This is a genomic window from Pseudomonas sp. FBCC-B1667, from assembly GCF_059133255.1.
The window spans coordinates 4,136,712-4,152,578 of the sequence record NZ_CP101437.1 but is presented as its reverse complement, the minus strand read 5'-3'; the positions used below and the strand labels follow the sequence as shown (position 1 = coordinate 4,152,578).

The 15,867-nt window shown below is 57.7% G+C and carries 17 protein-coding genes and 1 pseudogene; 11 read left to right on the top strand and 7 right to left on the bottom strand.

The window, feature by feature from the left end; genetic code table 11:
• Position 1 precedes the first annotated feature (1 nt).
• The 3 genes and pseudogenes from NL116_RS19195 to NL116_RS19185 all read right to left on the bottom strand — a co-directional run.
• Positions 2 to 265: pseudogene (locus NL116_RS19195) on the bottom strand (DUF1329 domain-containing protein); the annotation flags it as partial.
• A 330-nt stretch (positions 266 to 595) separates the two neighbouring features.
• On the bottom strand, positions 596 to 1,345 hold the full coding sequence (locus NL116_RS19190; protein WP_494373568.1) for a DUF2252 family protein: 750 nt from the start codon (positions 1,343 to 1,345) through the stop codon (positions 596 to 598).
• Positions 1,264 to 2,037, bottom strand: a complete 774-nt coding sequence (locus tag NL116_RS19185) for a DUF2252 family protein (protein WP_494373567.1) — start codon at positions 2,035 to 2,037, stop codon at positions 1,264 to 1,266. Before NL116_RS19185 ends, NL116_RS19190 begins: the two co-directional genes overlap by 82 nt.
• A gap of 591 nt (positions 2,038 to 2,628) precedes the next feature.
• Between NL116_RS19185 and NL116_RS19180 the strand changes: the two genes are divergently transcribed.
• Positions 2,629 to 2,988 (top strand): DUF6124 family protein, encoded by a 360-nt coding sequence (locus NL116_RS19180; RefSeq protein WP_410922687.1) that lies wholly within the window; start codon positions 2,629 to 2,631, stop codon positions 2,986 to 2,988.
• A gap of 100 nt (positions 2,989 to 3,088) precedes the next feature.
• On the opposite strand, the gene NL116_RS19175 is transcribed toward NL116_RS19180, so the two are convergent.
• A complete protein-coding gene (locus NL116_RS19175; RefSeq protein WP_494373566.1) occupies positions 3,089 to 4,330 on the bottom strand; it encodes an MFS transporter in 1,242 nt (413 codons plus the stop codon).
• Between the two features lie 108 nt (positions 4,331 to 4,438).
• Here NL116_RS19175 and NL116_RS19170 point away from each other — a divergent pair, with 108 nt between their 5' ends.
• On the top strand, positions 4,439 to 4,894 hold the full coding sequence (locus tag NL116_RS19170) for a winged helix-turn-helix transcriptional regulator (protein WP_494378096.1): 456 nt from the start codon (positions 4,439 to 4,441) through the stop codon (positions 4,892 to 4,894).
• 10 nt (positions 4,895 to 4,904) lie between these two features.
• On the opposite strand, the gene NL116_RS19165 is transcribed toward NL116_RS19170, so the two are convergent.
• Both NL116_RS19165 and NL116_RS19160 read right to left on the bottom strand, forming a co-directional pair.
• Entirely contained in the window at positions 4,905 to 5,066 is a 162-nt protein-coding gene (locus NL116_RS19165; protein ID WP_194940313.1) for a DUF2986 domain-containing protein, read from the bottom strand.
• 90 nt (positions 5,067 to 5,156) lie between these two features.
• A complete protein-coding gene (locus NL116_RS19160) occupies positions 5,157 to 6,074 on the bottom strand; it encodes a LysR substrate-binding domain-containing protein (RefSeq protein ID WP_494373565.1) in 918 nt (305 codons plus the stop codon).
• A gap of 377 nt (positions 6,075 to 6,451) precedes the next feature.
• Here NL116_RS19160 and NL116_RS19155 point away from each other — a divergent pair, with 377 nt between their 5' ends.
• From NL116_RS19155 to NL116_RS19135, 5 genes are all read left to right on the top strand, one after another.
• Positions 6,452 to 6,904 (top strand): Ohr family peroxiredoxin, encoded by a 453-nt coding sequence (locus NL116_RS19155; RefSeq protein ID WP_494373564.1) that lies wholly within the window; start codon positions 6,452 to 6,454, stop codon positions 6,902 to 6,904.
• Between the two features lie 253 nt (positions 6,905 to 7,157).
• Complete coding sequence (locus tag NL116_RS19150) at positions 7,158 to 8,480, top strand: epoxide hydrolase family protein (RefSeq protein ID WP_494373563.1); 1,323 nt, start codon at positions 7,158 to 7,160, stop codon at positions 8,478 to 8,480.
• 418 nt (positions 8,481 to 8,898) lie between these two features.
• Positions 8,899 to 9,351 carry an Ohr family peroxiredoxin gene (locus NL116_RS19145; RefSeq protein WP_494373562.1) on the top strand — a complete coding sequence of 151 codons (453 nt, stop codon included), beginning with the start codon at positions 8,899 to 8,901 and terminating at the stop codon, positions 9,349 to 9,351.
• A 78-nt stretch (positions 9,352 to 9,429) separates the two neighbouring features.
• The gene (locus NL116_RS19140) at positions 9,430 to 9,882 is read left to right on the top strand and encodes an Ohr family peroxiredoxin (RefSeq protein ID WP_494373561.1); all 453 of its coding nucleotides are present in this window, start codon (positions 9,430 to 9,432) and stop codon (positions 9,880 to 9,882) included.
• 170 nt (positions 9,883 to 10,052) lie between these two features.
• The gene (locus NL116_RS19135; protein WP_494373560.1) at positions 10,053 to 10,511 is read left to right on the top strand and encodes a MarR family winged helix-turn-helix transcriptional regulator; all 459 of its coding nucleotides are present in this window, start codon (positions 10,053 to 10,055) and stop codon (positions 10,509 to 10,511) included.
• A 33-nt stretch (positions 10,512 to 10,544) separates the two neighbouring features.
• On the opposite strand, the gene NL116_RS19130 is transcribed toward NL116_RS19135, so the two are convergent.
• Complete coding sequence (locus tag NL116_RS19130; RefSeq protein ID WP_494373559.1) at positions 10,545 to 11,411, bottom strand: LysR family transcriptional regulator; 867 nt, start codon at positions 11,409 to 11,411, stop codon at positions 10,545 to 10,547.
• A 134-nt stretch (positions 11,412 to 11,545) separates the two neighbouring features.
• Between NL116_RS19130 and NL116_RS19125 the strand changes: the two genes are divergently transcribed.
• The 4 genes from NL116_RS19125 to NL116_RS19110 all read left to right on the top strand — a co-directional run bounded on the left by NL116_RS19125 (position 11,546) and on the right by NL116_RS19110 (position 15,805).
• Complete coding sequence (locus NL116_RS19125) at positions 11,546 to 12,610, top strand: agmatine deiminase family protein (RefSeq protein WP_494373558.1); 1,065 nt, start codon at positions 11,546 to 11,548, stop codon at positions 12,608 to 12,610.
• Positions 12,611 to 12,614: 4 nt separating this feature from the next.
• Entirely contained in the window at positions 12,615 to 13,523 is a 909-nt protein-coding gene (gene aguB, locus NL116_RS19120) for an N-carbamoylputrescine amidase (protein ID WP_494373557.1), read from the top strand.
• A gap of 1 nt (position 13,524) precedes the next feature.
• A complete protein-coding gene (locus NL116_RS19115) occupies positions 13,525 to 14,628 on the top strand; it encodes an extracellular solute-binding protein (RefSeq protein WP_494373556.1) in 1,104 nt (367 codons plus the stop codon).
• Positions 14,629 to 14,698: 70 nt separating this feature from the next.
• Positions 14,699 to 15,805, top strand: coding sequence for an agmatine deiminase family protein (locus tag NL116_RS19110; RefSeq protein ID WP_494373555.1), 1,107 nt, complete (start codon positions 14,699 to 14,701; stop codon positions 15,803 to 15,805).
• Positions 15,806 to 15,867 lie beyond the last annotated feature (62 nt).

Sequence of the window (15,867 nt, the reverse complement as noted above, 5' to 3'; positions counted from 1 at the left end):
GGAGTCTGATCGATTCGCCGGCTCGCCGCGCAGGCCCGGTATAGGACAGTTTCAACTGGTACTAGAGGTCGGAGTTGTTGATCGGCTTCGACAGGTTTTCGTAGATCGGGAACGAGACGAAGGCCTCGCCGGTGACGGCCAGGCTTGCCACCCCCGCCGAGTCGACATTCCAGGAGTCGTACTTGGAATGAATGTTGACGCCCTGGTAGCGCAGCAGGAAATTCCACATCGCTTCGGCACCCGATTGCGGGATCGGGAACGGCACCGACCAGCGTCAGGCTGGTGCCCAGTTCGGCAGCTTGCTGACTTGATACATAGGCCTGGGCATCAATCGCCAGCGTCATCAGGAGTGAAGCAGCCAGAAGACTTTTCACGCTTTTCATATTGTTATTCTCTGCTGAGTGCACCCGGCCACTCGTGGCTCAGGCGGAGCAATCGTGTTCACCTTGTGGGCGATCAGACAGGCTCAAACGCCAGATGCTTTTTTATGACTCCCATTAAAAAGCCCCCGAATCGGGGGCGCTTTTCATTTGACGACAGTCGCTTGGCTATTCATGACAGACGCGAAAAATCACGCCCACCGGCAAACCCGGCCTCATAGCTCTTCCTCTCTCAATGCAATGATCCGACCTGATTTCTCGGCGGCCACCAGCGAGGCATGGTCTTTTGCGTTTTGATCGGCATAGGTAAGGGCAAATGTTCCGATGGCCTGGTCGAAGGAGTCGGTCTTGCCCAGGTAGCCACTGATAAGTGCAGCATCCCCGGATTTGGCGTGGGAACGGGCCAGGGTCAGACCGCACCACTCGGCGTATATCTTCAATCGTTGGGCGGAAATGCCCTCGGTGGGCGCTGACAGTTTCATGTCGCGCAACTGACGCACAAAGAAATAGCGGCCGTTCTGACCGCGTGTCCAGCCCAGAAAGATGTCGCTGGACGACTGCATCAGACGCTGCCCCGTGACGACACGTTGTCCCTGATTCTCGTATTCGCTTTTTCCGGCGTAGGGCGCGAGTACCGAGGGACAGGCTTCCTTGAATTGCAGAAGCAAGGGGTGATTTTCTGCGGAAAAAAACAGGCCGACGAAACAATAAGTGCCGACGCTGCCGATGCCGACCGCTTTGACGGCAATGTCTTCGAGACGGTAGCGATCGAACAGCACGCGCCGTTCATGGGGCAGCGACAATCGATAATCCTGCAGCGCCAGATGGACGTTGCGCACGAAGCCCTTTTCATACACATGAAAAAGAATCGGCGGTTGATCGATCAGACGCCGTCGCCCTCCGACTTCACCGCTAATTTTGGGATAAAGGTAATCGCCAACACGCAGCTTGGCCTTGGCGACCAATTGCTGACGGATTTTCTTGATCTCAGCATTGGGCGCCATGTCGATGATCGCTTGGGCGCCATGTCGATGATCGCTTGGGCGTCCAGGCAGTCGTACCAGACTTCCACCGGGCTCATCTTGGAAAATTTGCGCAGGCTCTCGCGGTAGGCACGCACACATTCGGCGGCACTGGCCTTTGCCGCTTTATCGCTGAGGCGGTTGTCGCGGGCGGCCACGGCAAAACTGATCGCCAGGCGTTTGACATCCCATTCCCAAGGGGCGGGGAGGGTTTCGTCGAAATCGTTGATGTCGAAGATCAGATTGCGCTCAGGTGTCGCGAACAATCCGAAATTCATCAGGTGACAATCCCCGCACGCCTGGACCTGAAAGCCGGTGATCGGGGTGGTCGCCAGGTCATGGGCCATCAACCCCGAAGAACCGCGTAAAAAGGTGAACGGACTGGCCAGCATGCGCCCGTAGCGCACGGGCACCAGATTGGGCAGTCGATAACGATTGGACTCTTCAAGGAGCGCGATAGGGTCGCGGTGTTTGCGCGCGGGTTTCCATTCGGCGTGAAGGGCATGCGGCAGACGGGCGCGTAACTGCTCGCCCGCGTACAGGCGCTCCTTGCGTGAGTGAAAGACCCGTTCTTCCCCGTCGTCTAGCAGTTGCCCTGACTTGCTGTCGGCGGGCGCTTTTTTACGGGGTGGCATGATCACTCCTTTGCGCAACGAAGTGTGTTTCGGTTGGGCGCAGGATCTGATCATTCGGCTGTTCCATCAGCCTGCAGAGAGTGTGTGCGCCAGTGTGTTGGAAAGCGCGAAAGTCAATGCTTGAAGCGTAGCAGCTCTTATCCGGGGTGCCGCTTGGCGCGGATTATTATGTGTTATTTATGCGAGGGTTCCCGGTGTCAGGTAGGCCGCGTGTTCAGTCGACAGGCTGGCTTAAACAAGAAAAATCGCCCGCGTTTAAATGAAGCCTTCGGTTACCACTCAGAGGCTACAACGCCTTGCGCCATCGCCTACGGGTAAGACAGAATCCGCCGGCTTGTTTGCTTTGTCCCCGGCCTCTATCGTTTCCCTGCCACTGCCCATCAGTGGTCGGGTTTAGTCGCCCGGGGTTAAAAGTAAGGTGCATTAGCTCTGTCATTCAGGCATTCCCATGCCTGCACTTGATGGTGGTTGTGCGCAGGGCGCCTTCGGGCGCGCCGGCTTTGCTAGCTTCCCCGGTCGACTAACCTGCGTACAGCTGCCTCCCTCTCGTTTAGTCGCAGGAGGGCGGCGCTCAATCATGGAAGCGAGCATATGTTCAAAGTAACACCCAACCCACCGGACACCGATCCGGCATCCCCGTACGAACCCGATTCAAAAAAACTCAACGAAGCCGCCGAACGCGCCCTCAATTTCCACTTCCCGTCGAACGCCGACATCAAAGCCAAACCGCGAACCCGCAGCACGCTGTTTTCCGTGGACCCGCACGCCACCGCCGAAACCCTGGGCGTATTTTTGGTCGAGACCCTGGCCTCGATCGACGTGATGGTCCATCAATTGGTGGATCATCTGGAGGGGGAGGCCCGCTACGCGCTGCTGGGCATTTCAAACAGCATCATGGTGGCCGAAATCACGGCAAACGGCGTGCTGGATAAAATAGAACCCCCCAGGTAACCGCTGCTATAGACGAGGCTACCACCACCCTCTTGGAGCAGCTGCCGATCGCGCGAGGCTGCGTTCGAGCCGGGGTCGCGCTCGACCGCAGTCCTCGCCATCATTGACGGCGGCCTCCTGGCAGACATGGCTGCGAGCCCCGCTGCAACGTGAGAAACCACACAACCCAGGCCGTGGCGCTGATCAAGGCACCCAACAGACTGACGGCCATCCATCCCCATAACGCGTAAACCTGAGTCGCGGCGGCGGCGCCCAGCGCGCTACCGACGGAGTAGAAGCACATGTAGGCGCCGACCATACGACTCTGGGCGTCGGGCCGTGCAGCAAAAATGATGCTCTGGTTGGTGACGTGCACGGCTTGCACCGCGAAGTCGAGCAGGACGACGCCGCAGGCCAGCGCGATCAGGGACGTCTCGGCAAACGTGATGGGCAACCAGGACAGCGTCAAGAGCGCCAGCGAAATGCCGGTCACTCGTTGCCCCAGACCTTGATCGGCCCAGCGGCCGGCTCTTCTGGCCGCCAGGGCACCGGCGACGCCGGCCAGGCCAAAGAGGCCGATGGCCGTGTGTGAAAGCGACAGTGGCGGGGCGCTTAACGGCAGCACCATGGCGGTCCACAGCACGGAAAAAGCGGCAAAGATCAGCAGGGCCAGCAAGCCCCTGACGCGCAACGCAGGCTCGGTGATGAACAGATTGAACAGAGAGCGCATGAGCGTTAAATAGGATTCGTCATGCCTTGGCGACGCCGTGACCGGCACCACGAGCCGCAGCACTGCCGCGAGGGTCAGCATTAACCCTGAGGACACAAAGTACACGGCGCGCCAGCCCGCGATGTCCGCAATCAGGCCAGACGTAAACCGCGCCAGTAGAATGCCCAGAACAATGCCACTGGTGACCGTCCCCACGGCATGCCCGCGTTGTGAGGGCGTTGCCAGCACGGCCGCATAAGCCACCAGCACCTGAACGACCACGGCCAACAAACCCATCACGACCATGGCACTCAACAGGGCCAGCCATTGCTGTGCTGCGCCGACTGCCGCGAGCGCCACCGCAGACAGCAACACTTGGGAAAGAATCAGCCGCTTGCGGTTGACCAAATCGCCCAGCGGCACGATGAACAGCAACCCCAGTGCGTAACCGACCTGAGTGGCCGTCACCACAAACCCGATCATGGATGATTCCACGCCGAGGCTCTGAGCCATTGAGTCGAGTAAAGGCTGCGCGAAATAAACGTTGGCGACGGCCAGCGCGCAGGTGACAGAAAACAACAACGTGAGCGACGGAGAAAGCCCCGCAGGCTGCGTGGACAGTTGTTGGGTGGTTAAGTCGACCTTGGCTGTCATGCACATCTCCATGGTGTTAATCTGGTTTCAAATAAAAACCGGATGCGATTGTTGCTGCATCTGGTTTCAAATTGCAACCTGAAAGTCACGTTTGGGAAGGGCAACAAAATGGTCAACGATGCTTCACCGCAAGGCAGCGAATGCCCGGTCGCCAGAACACTTGAGGCCATTGGAGATCGCTGGTCGCTGATGATCATCCGCGACGCATTTGACGACATTCGCCGATTCAGCGAATTTCAAAAGAGCTTGGGCGTGGCCAAAAACATTCTGGCGTCGCGCCTGAAAACGTTGGTCGAGGTCGGGGTCTTCGACATTCGACCGGCGTCAGATGGCAGCGCCTACAAGGAGTACGTGCTGACGGAGAAAGGGCGGGAGATCTTTCCGGTAGTGGTCAGTATCAGGCAGTGGGGCGAACGTTTTCTGTTCCAGCCCCAAGAGACGCGTTCTGTGCTGCTGGATAACCAGTTCGGCCAGCCGCTGATGCCGCTTGAGGTTCGCTCATCAAACGGTCAAAAACTTGAGCCTTCTGACTGCCACAGGGTGAGACTGATTGTCGGCGTTTAAGACGTATCGATCAGCTTTCAGCGGTAACGGCTGAGTCTGAACTGGCCTCGGCCTCGAGTTTCAACCGGTCAGCCTTGCTGATGTATTTTTCCTTGCTTTGCGGCGCCAGTTTGGCGCTGGCCTTTTTGGCGTGAGCCTTTAATAGCTGCTGTATTTTTTTACGGCGGTTCATGTTTTTTACTCGGCGTATAAATTCTCGAGCGATGGTAAGCGTGAATCGGGGCAGTGGCTAGATGGATGCGGTTGAGCTCCGACTCGGAGCTCAACCCTTGGCTCGGTGACGCAAGCGCGAGTAAGAAATCAGCATGCTGGTCAGTTCTTGTGTGACTCGGTTGGAGGAGGGCACTCGACGGCTGATCAAGCACACCTCACATGACTCCAGCGGCTCGCGAATCGAGATGTTGATAAGCGATGAGGAAAATAACTTCATGCCGGGGATCATGCAGGGCTCAATGGTCAGGTAGTCAGTCGCTGAGATGATGTGAAGGATTTCCAGTAGCGACTCGGTAGTGATCGCGATCTTCGGAGGGGGCAAGCCTTGGGCTTTGAACAGTTCGTTCAGGTGGTTCTCAGCGCTACCTGCAACCCCGGCTGGCCGGACACTGATCCACTGGCAATCGGCCAAGTCGCGCACTGAGCGTGCCTCTGCCAGAGGATGGCCCTTGCGTGCAATGACGCTCGCTGTCGAGCGATAAAGCCGCTCGATGTGCAGGTCGATATCGCAGACTTTGGGGTTAAGGGGGCACATCACGAAGTCCAGCCGACCTGCTCGAATCATCTCGATCAGCATCTTCGTCTTGCCGCTGGCGATGTGTAACTGCACGTTTGGAAATCTGCTGGTAAAACTGCTGAAGACCGGCATCAGACAGATGGCCAATGTTTCCGCCGTGACACCCAATGAGACCTGACCCTCAGGCATGCCATTCCATTGGCGGACATCTTGTACAGCGCAATCGCAATCCAGGATGATCGAGCGTGCCCGCGTCAGGAAAACCTTACCGGCCAGGGTCAGGCTGATGCCTTGATTGGAACGCACCAACAAGGTCACCCCCAGTTCCCTTTCCAGACTTTGAATCGACTCGGTCAACGTACTCTGCGCAGTGTCCAGTATTCGTGCCGCCGCACGAAAGCTGCCCATGTCGACCACTGAGCAGAAGGCGCGCAACTGGATCAGTTTCATGAACCACCGCCTCCGGTTTTGCTGATTATCAGGACGTGTTTAATCTTGCTCGTGGGGCTTTTCTTTAAAGCTGCGGTGTTCATTGGCTGATGTTCAACAGTAAGGGGTTCTTGGATGCACATATATCGCAAGCGATCAAATCGCATAAGATGCGCAAATATTCAATCAAACACCTGGCGATGTCAAAGCCGACAATGCGTCCTGGCGACGGGCGGTGAGCCATTGGAACGGATCAGCCGGGGAGGGCGGTAACGCCGATCATGATCGGTTTTTCCGTTCTGTTCGGCGCCTTAACTGTGCCTATAAAATCAGTCCCGTCAGATAGTTACGTATTTTTTCGCTATCTGAATTTCATCAAAACCGTTTAGGAATCACCGATGAGCAAAATCGAAAAAGTCTTGGCAACCGGTAAATCCCATACCACCTTGAACCGCTCTGGCACTACTTCGCGCGGGCACAACGGCAAACTCGACATAGAGCTGTCAACGCCCGGCAGCGCCCAACCGGCCCATGTATTTGCTGATACCCAACCGCACCCGACCGCCGAGCAGCTGTTTGCCGGGGCGTGGTCAGCTTGCTACATCGCTGCCCTTGGCCTTGCGGCCAAAGAATTGAAGGTGGCTATTCCAGTCGATGTCTGCGTCGATATCGAGATCGATCTGGGCCAGACCGGGACTGGTTACCTCCTTCAGGCGGGTTTCAATGTGCGCCTGCCAGGCCTGACTCACGAGATGGCTTGCGCCATCGCACATACAGCAGACCAAATGTGCCCTTACTCGAAGGCAACGCGCGGCAACATTGATGTTTATTTTGATGTTCAAACGTCGTGATTGAACGGGTAACTCCTTAATCCAACATAAAAACCTGCCTGTCCAGATTGGGTGTCATCTCGGTTTAAAAAACTTATCGATATTTTTCGAGACTGGTTATAGCGGATTGAAGTTTAAATCCAGCTGAACCTGCCTGCCGTAGTGCGTCCGCGAAGACGAAGAGCTCATAGAGTTTTAATTTAAATACCGCTGATTGCCGGTGGCATCTTTTATCGCGTGGAATTCCCATGGGCCGGCTTTCTCAGGAGCCTGCATGCCTGGACACACCAAACAACTTTCCCTGACCAGACGTACATTTTGCGGTGCTGCCGCAGTGACATGTGCTGTTGCGCCGTTAGGGTTACTCGGTTTTTCAAACAAGGCTGATGCTATGACTAATACAACAAAAAAAACGGATGGTTATTCCACTGAGATACGTCCATTCCATTTCTGCGCCACAGAAACAGATCTTTCAGAGTTACGCAGACGCATACAAGCAACGAGATGGCCGGATAAGGAGTTAGTCAGTGACTCCTCCCAAGGTGTGCAACTGGCTACGATCCAGAAATTGGCCAGGCATTGGGCGACAAAGTACGACTGGCGGGTGATTGAGTCCAAAATAAACGCGGTTCCAAACTTCATCACTCACATTGATGGTCTGGATCTACATTTCATTCATGTCCGCTCAAAGCACGAAAATGCCTTGCCGCTGCTTATGGCGCACGGGTGGCCTGGATCGATCATTGAGTTGATGAAAGTCATCGGGCCATTGACCGATCCCACGGCACACGGTGGCAGTGCTGCCGATGCGTTCAGCCTGGTGATCCCGTCGATGCCTGGTTATGGCTTCTCGGAGAAACCCACCGTGGCCGGTTGGAATCCCGTTCGTATCGCCGATGCCTACATTGAGCTGATGAAGCGTCTGGGCTACACCCGGTATGGAGCACAAGGGGGTGACTGGGGCTCTATCGTTGTTGATCTGATGGCGGTAAAGGCACCGCCGGGCTTGATCGGTATTCATTCAGATATGCCGGGTGTCATTCCGCCCGAACTCGATGCAGCGCTGTTCCGCGGCGAGCCGGTTCCCAGCGGTCTGTCTGGGGAGGAGCAGCTGGCGGCGGATCAACTCGCCAACACTTACAAGCACATTGGCTACGCAATCATGATGGGGGACAGGCCCCAGTCGCTGACAGGCCTTGCTGACTCACCCGTTGGTTTGGCGGCCTTCATGCTTGACCACGATCCTAAAAGCTACGAGATGATTGCACGCTCCATTGATGGCCACGCGGAAGGGCTCACACCCGATGATGTGCTCGACAACATCACGCTGTTCTGGCTGACCAACACGGCTGTTTCCTCGGGTCGTCTCTATTGGGAAAACAAGTCAACCTTCTTCGCCGTCAAGGGCGTCAACATCCCGGTCGCGGTCAGCGTTTTTCCTGATGAGTTGTATGCGGCCCCGAAAAGCTGGACGCAGCAGGCCTATCCCAATCTTGTGCATTACAACAGGCTGCCAAAAGGTGGGCATTTTGCGGCGTGGGAGCAGCCGGTGCTGTTCTCGCAGGAAGTCCGGGCTGGATTCAAGACCCTGAGATAAGGGCCAGGCTTACAGGCATCGAACACCTGATTCTTGTGTACTGATCAGGATGGCTCGGTTCGGATCGCGTGTGAACGTGATCCGAACCGAGCAGCCAGAGGTTGATGTCAATCCTGCCATTCGTCGCCGGACCCGAAAATAGTCTTTGACATGATTCGGGCTTTGGTTGAATATTTATCCATCGCATACGATCTAATCGAAAGCGACAAACAACCCACAGTGTGCCGTTTGGAGATCCAGCCATGAACACCGGAAGCGTTAACACAATGTCCTTCACTACCGATCACGCTTTCCATGGCCACAACGGCAACAACTGGATAACCGCAGCGGGCAACTGATACAGGTTGTCTTTTTAAATCCCATAAATATCGTATGCGATGCAATCGCATGCAAAGCTTAAATCCTGAGGAAACACCCCATGAGCAAGATCGAAAAAGTACTGGCCACCGGCAAAACCCACACCACCCTGAGCGGTGCCGACATTACCTTGCGCGGCCATAACGGTAACCTCGACATCGAATTGTCCTCGCCAGGTTCCGCCCAACCGGCCCACGTATTCGCCGCCACCCAGCCACACCCGAAAGCCGAGCAACTGTTTGCCGGTGCATGGTCGGCCTGCTACACCGCTGCGGTGGGGCTGGTCGCCCAGGAACGCAACATCGTGTTGCCGGCGGATATGGCTGTCGACATCGAAGTGGACCTGGGCCAGACTGGTCCGGCCTATTTTCTTCAGGCCCGACTGACCCTGCGCGTGCCGGGGCTGTCACACGATGTCGCCACCGAACTGGCGCATATCGCCGACTCCATCTGCCCGTACTCCAAAGCGACACGCGGCAATATCGACGTTGCCCTGAACGTTATTACGGCGTGATGCCGGGACGCATCGATATCATCGCAAGCGATACAAGCGCGCGCGAATCATTAATTTGGAAAACCTGAGGAAATCATCATGAGCAAGATCGAGAAAGTACTGGTCACCGGTAAAACCCACACCACCCACAACAGCGCCGGCTACACATCGCGAGGCCATAACGGCAGCCTCGACATTACGTTGTCATCGCCCGGCAGCGCCAAGCCGGAACACGAGTTCACCGCTGTCCAGCCACACCCGAAAGCCGAACAATTGTTCGCTGGGGCATGGTCGGCCTGCTACATCGCGGCGGTGGGGCTGGCCGCGCAACAGATGAAGGTGACGCTGCCGAACGACACGGCCGTCGACATCGAAGTAGATCTGGGCCAGACCGGGCCAGCCTACTTCCTCCAGGCCCGACTGACCCTGCGGGTGCCTGGTCTGGATCACGGTGTCGCGACTGAGCTGGCTCATAACGCCGATCAAATCTGCCCGTACTCCAAAGCCACACGCGGCAACATTGATGTCGCTATCAACGTCCTCACGGCATAACGCGATGCACCATCAGCTCGCCAAGGGCATCCTTGGCGAGCCGGTGTCGACATGCACGGACTTGATGGACCTGGACAACGATTGCAACGGTGCGAGCACTTCCGACACCATCGCATGCGATGTATAGTTTGCCCCTGCGATCCATCCGTCTTTGGCCACAGAGAATGCTCATGAAATCCAATGAAAAGACCTCCGCACTGGACCTGAAGCTCGCCGACTTCCTGTGTTTTGCGGTCTATTCCTCGAACCTGGCCTTCGGCAAGGCTTACAAGCCGATGCTTGAACGGCTCGGCCTGACCTATACGCAATACATCACCCTCGTTGCACTTTGGGAGGAAGACAACCAGACCGTTGGCAGCCTCGGCGAAAAGCTGTTCCTCGAATCCAACACCCTCACGCCGATCCTTAAGAAACTGGAGGTGATGGGCTATTTGTTGCGTCAGCGCGACCCGGAAGACGAGCGCCAGGTAAGGATCCGCCTCACAAAAGAAGGACGAAAACTACGTGAAGGCCTGTCGGAAGATGGTTTCCCGCAAACCGGCCTTGATCCGGACGACTTCGTTCAAATGCAAAAGGCAATTGTGAAACTGCGGAACAATCTCATCCGTACAACGAAAGACCGGGAATAGAGCGTAGCGAGTTGCATGCTTCGTCCAACATCGTTACGTCATCACCCCCGATACCTCCAGATGCCGGACCAACCACTCACTAAACCCCCTCGCACTGCTCTCACTGTCCCGATGCGTCAACACCGCCCAGTTCGGCCCGCGAATGGTTTGCTCCACCAACGGCTGCAACAACCCGTCACTGCACGCCTTTTGACTCAATAACTGACTCACCAACGCAATACCCAGCCCCGCGCACGCCGCGTCCAGCAGCAAACCGGGATCGGAGAAGTTCAGTCCCTGATCCTGCTGGCCCACGTCGATACCGGCTTCCACCGCCCAATGACTCCAGTCCATTTCCCGCTCGCCGTGCAGGGTGGTGCGGCGTTCGCTCGGCAGCGCCAACTGGCGTGGATGACACGCCGGGAACAGTCGGTCGGCGTGCAGCACCTTGAAGCTGCACTCCGCCTGGGAACTGATGTCATCGCGCACTGCAATGTCGATGGTCTGGGTGGTCATGTCCGGCACTTCATCGGTGCTGTAGATCCACAGGTCCACCTCCGGATGCTGAGCACGGAAATCCCCCAGCCGAGGCAGCAGCCAGTGACGGGCGAACGCCGGCGTGGTGTTGAGCACCAGTTGATTGGGCTTCTGGTATTGCCCGAGACGGCGAATGCCGACCGCCAATTGTTGCAGCAGCGCCTGGGTGGTGCTGAGCAAATCGTGGCCGGCGTCGGTCAGGGCGACGCTGCGGCCGCTGCGAAAGAACAGCGGCTGCTCCAGATAGGCCTCAAGGCTGCGGATCTGCTGACTGATGGCCGACTGGGTGAGGTTCAGCTCGTCGGCGGCCTTGTGAAAACTGCCCAAACGGGCCGCAGCTTCAAAGCCGCGAAGGGTGCTGAGGGGTGGCCAGTGCTTGAGCATTGATAAGTTCTCCTAATCACTTCTGCGCAAAATCCATCGTTTGTTCGCCCGTTTTTCCAGCCGTAGCATGCATGCCAAGACCGCCAAGGCAGTTTTCATTGAACACAATGGCTTAACTAAAAGGGCTTTTTATCATGCAGCAGGTCAAGCAGCAGCAGGAAATTCAAAACAGTGGTTGGTGGATGCCGGCGGAGTGGGTTCGCCATGCCGCGACCTGGATGGTGTGGCCGCACAACCAGGCACTCTGGGAGTCGGGTTGGCACGTCACACTGCCGCTGGTGCAAGAGGATTTCGCGCGTGTGGCCAACGCCATTGCCCGTTTCGAACCGGTAAAAATGGTCGTCGACCCGTCTGCTGTCGCCAGTGCCAAAGCCTTGTGCGGGCCGAACATCGAGCTGATCCCGTTGGCGGTGAACGACAGTTGGTGCCGCGATTCCGGCCCAAGCTTCGTCTGCCACCCGCAACTCGGCATGGCCGGGGTGAGCTGGCGCTTCAACGCGTGGGGCGGCAAGTCGGCGCATGAGCTGGACGAAAGCCTGGCGCGCCGTGCGCTCAATCATCTGGGCTTGCCGTGCTTTGGCACACCGTTGAGCAACGAAGGCGGCGCGATCCATGTCGATGGCGAGGGCACGTTGATCACCACCGAATCGGTACTGCTCAACCCCAATCGCAATCCGGGCATGAGCAAGTCCGAGATGGAAGAGATTTTCACGCGGTTGCTGGGCGTGAAGAAAACCATCTGGCTGCCGGGTGATCCGGACTACGTGACCGGTGACATGACCGATGGTCACGTCGACGGCGTGTGTGCGTTTGCGCGTCCGGGTGTGTTGTTGGTCGACGCCACCCGCGACCAAGGCTCGGTGTATGCCGACGTGGTGCGCGAAAACCGTCGCGCCCTGGAACTGGCCAGCGATGCCCACGGGCGTAAATTCGAAATGATCGAGTTGTACGAAGCCACCGACGCCGTCGACACCGACGCCGACGTCTTCTGCGCTTCCTACACCAATTTCTACATTGCCAACGGCGCGATCATCATGCCGGCTTATGGCATCGACGCCGACGATGATGCGGCGGATGTACTGCGCCAGGCGTTTTCCGGACGTGAAGTGGTGCCGGTGCGGATCAATCATCTGGCCCATGGCGGCGGCGGGGTGCATTGCATCACCCAACAGCAGCCGGCGTGGCCGGTGGAGGGTTGATCTGATGACGCTTCTGACGATTGCCACCACGCAAATGCCCTGCACCTGGGACTTGAAAAACAACCTCGATCTGGCCGAGCAATTGGTGCGAGATGCGGCGGCCAAAGGCGCGCAGGTGATCCTGCTGCAGGAGCTGTTTGCCACACCGTACTTTTGCATCGAGCAAAGCCACAAACATCTGGCGCTGGCTGAAGAATATAGCGACAGCTCAGTGCTCAAGCGCTTCGCCGCGCTGGCCAGGGAATTGGGTGTGGTGTTGCCGCTGAGCTGGTTCGAAAAGGCTGGCAACGCGTACTTCAATTCCTTGAGCGTGGCCGACGCCGACGGGCGCCTGCTGGGCGTGTATCGCAAGACGCACATTCCCAACGCCATCGGCTATCAAGAGAAAGAATATTTCAGCCCCGGCGATACCGGTTTTCGAGTCTGGGACACTGCGTTCGGGCGCCTCGGCGTGGGGATCTGCTGGGATCAGTGGTTCCCCGAGACCGCCCGCTGCCTGGCGTTGATGGGCGCCGAAGTCTTGCTGTTTCCTACGGCCATCGGCTCTGAGCCAGGCTGCGCCGCGCTGGATTCGCGGGATCACTGGCAAATGACCATGCGCGGCCATGCAGCGGCCAACATCCTGCCGGTGGTGGCCGCCAACCGTGTCGGCCGCGAAGTGGCGACCACCGATCCCGAGCTGCAAATGAGCTTCTACGGTTCGTCCTTTATCTGTAACCACAAAGGCAAGTTGCTCGCTGAAGCCGACCGCGACAGCACCGGCGTGTTGGTCCACACCCTGGACCTGGCCGCCATGCGCGAAGAGCGTTTGAGCTGGGGCATTTATCGCGATCGCCGTCCGGACATGTACGCAGCGTTGTTGAGCCAGGATGGCCGTCACCTCAATGCTCGCTGGAATGCTCAAGGGGTTTGACATGCACATTGCCAACAAACGCTTGCTCGGGGCCTTGAGCCTGGCCCTGTGCTGCGCGATACCGTCGCTGCACGCCGAAGAGAAAACCCTGCGGCTATATAACTGGGCTGATTATTTTGCCGAGGACACGCTCAGCCAGTTCACCGCTGAAACCGGGATCAAAGTGATCTACGACGTGATGGACGGTAGTGAAACCCTGGAAGCCAAGATGCTCGCCGGCGGCAGCGGTTACGACCTGATTTTCCCCGGTGATACGGTCGCCGAGCGCTTGATGCGCGCCGGCAGCCTGCAAGCACTGGATCCGTCAAAACTCACTGAGATGGATGACGTCGAACCCGGTTTGCAGAAGCTGCGTTCGCACTATGAGCATTCGAGCAAGGCCACCGTTCCCTATACCTGGGGCACCATCGGCCTGACCTATAACGCCGAGCAGATCAAGCAGCGCATGCCGGACGCGCCGGTCAACAGCCTGGACATGTTGTTCAAACCGGAACTGGCCGCGCGGTTTGCCGACTGCGGGATCTCGATGATCGATTCGCCGGACGAAGTGCTGGCGGTGGTGCTCAACTATCTGGGCAAGGATCCACGCAGCGCCAAACCCGCGGACCTGGCTGCCGCCAGTGACCTGCTGATGAAACTGCGGCCGCACATTCGCAAGTTCCAGTCGCAGCCAGTGACTGATCTGGTCAATGGCAACCTGTGCCTGTCGCTCGGCTACAGCGGCGACATGACCCAAGCGCAGCGGACGTCGGACTCAGCCGGCAAGAAAACCACGTTCCAATACCGCGTTCCTCGTGAAGGCACCACGGTGTGGATGGACACCATGGCGATTCCGGTCGACGCCAAACACCCGGAGTACGCCTATGCGTTCATCAACTTCGTCATGCGCCCGGAGAACATGGCCGCGATCAGCAACTTCACCGGCTACCCTACGTCCAACGCCAAGGCACGACCGAGCGTCGATGCGGCCATGCGCAATAACCCGGACATCTACCTCGACGATGCCACCTATGCACGGCTGATTCCAGGCAAAGATATTCCTCAAGCGGATATGCGAGCGCGGATGCGCACCTGGACCAAGTTCAAGACCGCCACTGCCCAGTGACGTTCGGCCGGCACCCGGTGCCGGCCTTCACCCATCAAGCAACAACGAACAGCTATTCAAGGATTCACACATGTCGACGCGCCGCGAGTTCATCAAACAAGTCTGCGTGGTCGCAGGTCTGGGCGCTGCCGCGTCCATGGGCTGGGTACACGCCGCCACGCGGGGGCCGTGGTTCATGCCGGATGAAGGCGATAAACACCAACGGGCCTTCATCGCTTTTGGCGCACAGGACGCGATCTGGGAGGACTTCACCGCCGATGTGCAAGAGGCCCTTGGCTTGATCGCACGCACCATCGCTCGCTATGAACCGGTCACGGTGTTCTGCCGCAGCAACGAAAGGAGCCTGGCCGAAGAGCTGTGCGGTACGGCCAACATCACCTATGTCACCACCCAGCTCGACGACATCTGGATGCGCGACATCGGCGCCAACTTCGTCATTGACGGGGATGGCGGGCTGGGCGCTGTAGACTTCAACTTCAACGGTTGGGGCAACAAACAGCAGCACACCAAGGACGCGAAACTGGCCGGTCTCGTCGCCGAAAACGCAGAGGTCAGTTACCTGCGCACCGAACTGGTGGGCGAGGGCGGCGGCATCGAAGTGGATGGTCACGGCACCGGGATCATGACCGAAAGCAGCTGGATCAACGCCAACCGCAACCCGGACTGGAGCAAGGCCGAGGTCGAGCAAGAAATGAAGGAGCGTCTCGGTTTGCGCAAAATCATCTGGCTGCCGGGGATTAAAGGCAAAGACATCACCGATGCCCATGTCGATTTCTACGCCCGATTCGTCAAGCCGGGCGTGGTCATCGCCAACCTCGACAACGACCCCGAGTCCTACGATCGCAAAGTCACGTTGGCGCACCTGGAGATTCTGAAAAGCGCCACGGACGCCGACGGCCGACAGCTGCAAGTGCATACCGTGTCGCCACCGCTGTACCCGCGCAAAAGCAAGTTCAACAAGAACAATCCGGACTTCGCGGCCGGTTACATCAACTACTTCGTGATCAACGGGGCAGTCATCGCGCCTGAGTTCGGCGACAAAGCGGCTGATACCAAGGCCTTCGAGCTGCTGTCTGAACTTTATCCGGATCGCGAGGTGGTGCAACTCAATATCGATGCCATCTCGGCCGGCGGCGGCGGCATTCACTGCGTGACCAGTCATCAGCCACGGGGGTAATCTGCAGCGGCGCCCGTTGTATCTGCAATCGATTAATGTTAAGTGGCTGTTTTAGAAGAAAA

What these genes read in the sequence shown, in the direction of transcription:
- NL116_RS19130 (WP_494373559.1), bottom strand. Translation starts at nt 11,411, where the DNA reads ATGCTCAAGCACTGGCCACCCCTCAGCACCCTTCGCGGCTTTGAAGCT.
- NL116_RS19180 (WP_410922687.1), top strand. Translation starts at nt 2,629, where the DNA reads ATGTTCAAAGTAACACCCAACCCACCGGACACCGATCCGGCATCCCCG.
- aguB (WP_494373557.1), top strand. Translation starts at nt 12,615, where the DNA reads ATGACGCTTCTGACGATTGCCACCACGCAAATGCCCTGCACCTGGGAC.
- NL116_RS19150 (WP_494373563.1), top strand. Translation starts at nt 7,158, where the DNA reads ATGCCTGGACACACCAAACAACTTTCCCTGACCAGACGTACATTTTGC.
- NL116_RS19135 (WP_494373560.1), top strand. Translation starts at nt 10,053, where the DNA reads ATGAAATCCAATGAAAAGACCTCCGCACTGGACCTGAAGCTCGCCGAC.
- NL116_RS19140 (WP_494373561.1), top strand. Translation starts at nt 9,430, where the DNA reads ATGAGCAAGATCGAGAAAGTACTGGTCACCGGTAAAACCCACACCACC.
- NL116_RS19155 (WP_494373564.1), top strand. Translation starts at nt 6,452, where the DNA reads ATGAGCAAAATCGAAAAAGTCTTGGCAACCGGTAAATCCCATACCACC.
- NL116_RS19170 (WP_494378096.1), top strand. Translation starts at nt 4,439, where the DNA reads ATGGTCAACGATGCTTCACCGCAAGGCAGCGAATGCCCGGTCGCCAGA.
- NL116_RS19175 (WP_494373566.1), bottom strand. Translation starts at nt 4,330, where the DNA reads ATGACAGCCAAGGTCGACTTAACCACCCAACAACTGTCCACGCAGCCT.
- NL116_RS19145 (WP_494373562.1), top strand. Translation starts at nt 8,899, where the DNA reads ATGAGCAAGATCGAAAAAGTACTGGCCACCGGCAAAACCCACACCACC.
- NL116_RS19110 (WP_494373555.1), top strand. Translation starts at nt 14,699, where the DNA reads ATGTCGACGCGCCGCGAGTTCATCAAACAAGTCTGCGTGGTCGCAGGT.
- NL116_RS19160 (WP_494373565.1), bottom strand. Translation starts at nt 6,074, where the DNA reads ATGAAACTGATCCAGTTGCGCGCCTTCTGCTCAGTGGTCGACATGGGC.
- NL116_RS19115 (WP_494373556.1), top strand. Translation starts at nt 13,525, where the DNA reads ATGCACATTGCCAACAAACGCTTGCTCGGGGCCTTGAGCCTGGCCCTG.
- NL116_RS19185 (WP_494373567.1), bottom strand. Translation starts at nt 2,037, where the DNA reads ATGCCACCCCGTAAAAAAGCGCCCGCCGACAGCAAGTCAGGGCAACTG.
- NL116_RS19125 (WP_494373558.1), top strand. Translation starts at nt 11,546, where the DNA reads ATGCAGCAGGTCAAGCAGCAGCAGGAAATTCAAAACAGTGGTTGGTGG.
- NL116_RS19165 (WP_194940313.1), bottom strand. Translation starts at nt 5,066, where the DNA reads ATGAACCGCCGTAAAAAAATACAGCAGCTATTAAAGGCTCACGCCAAA.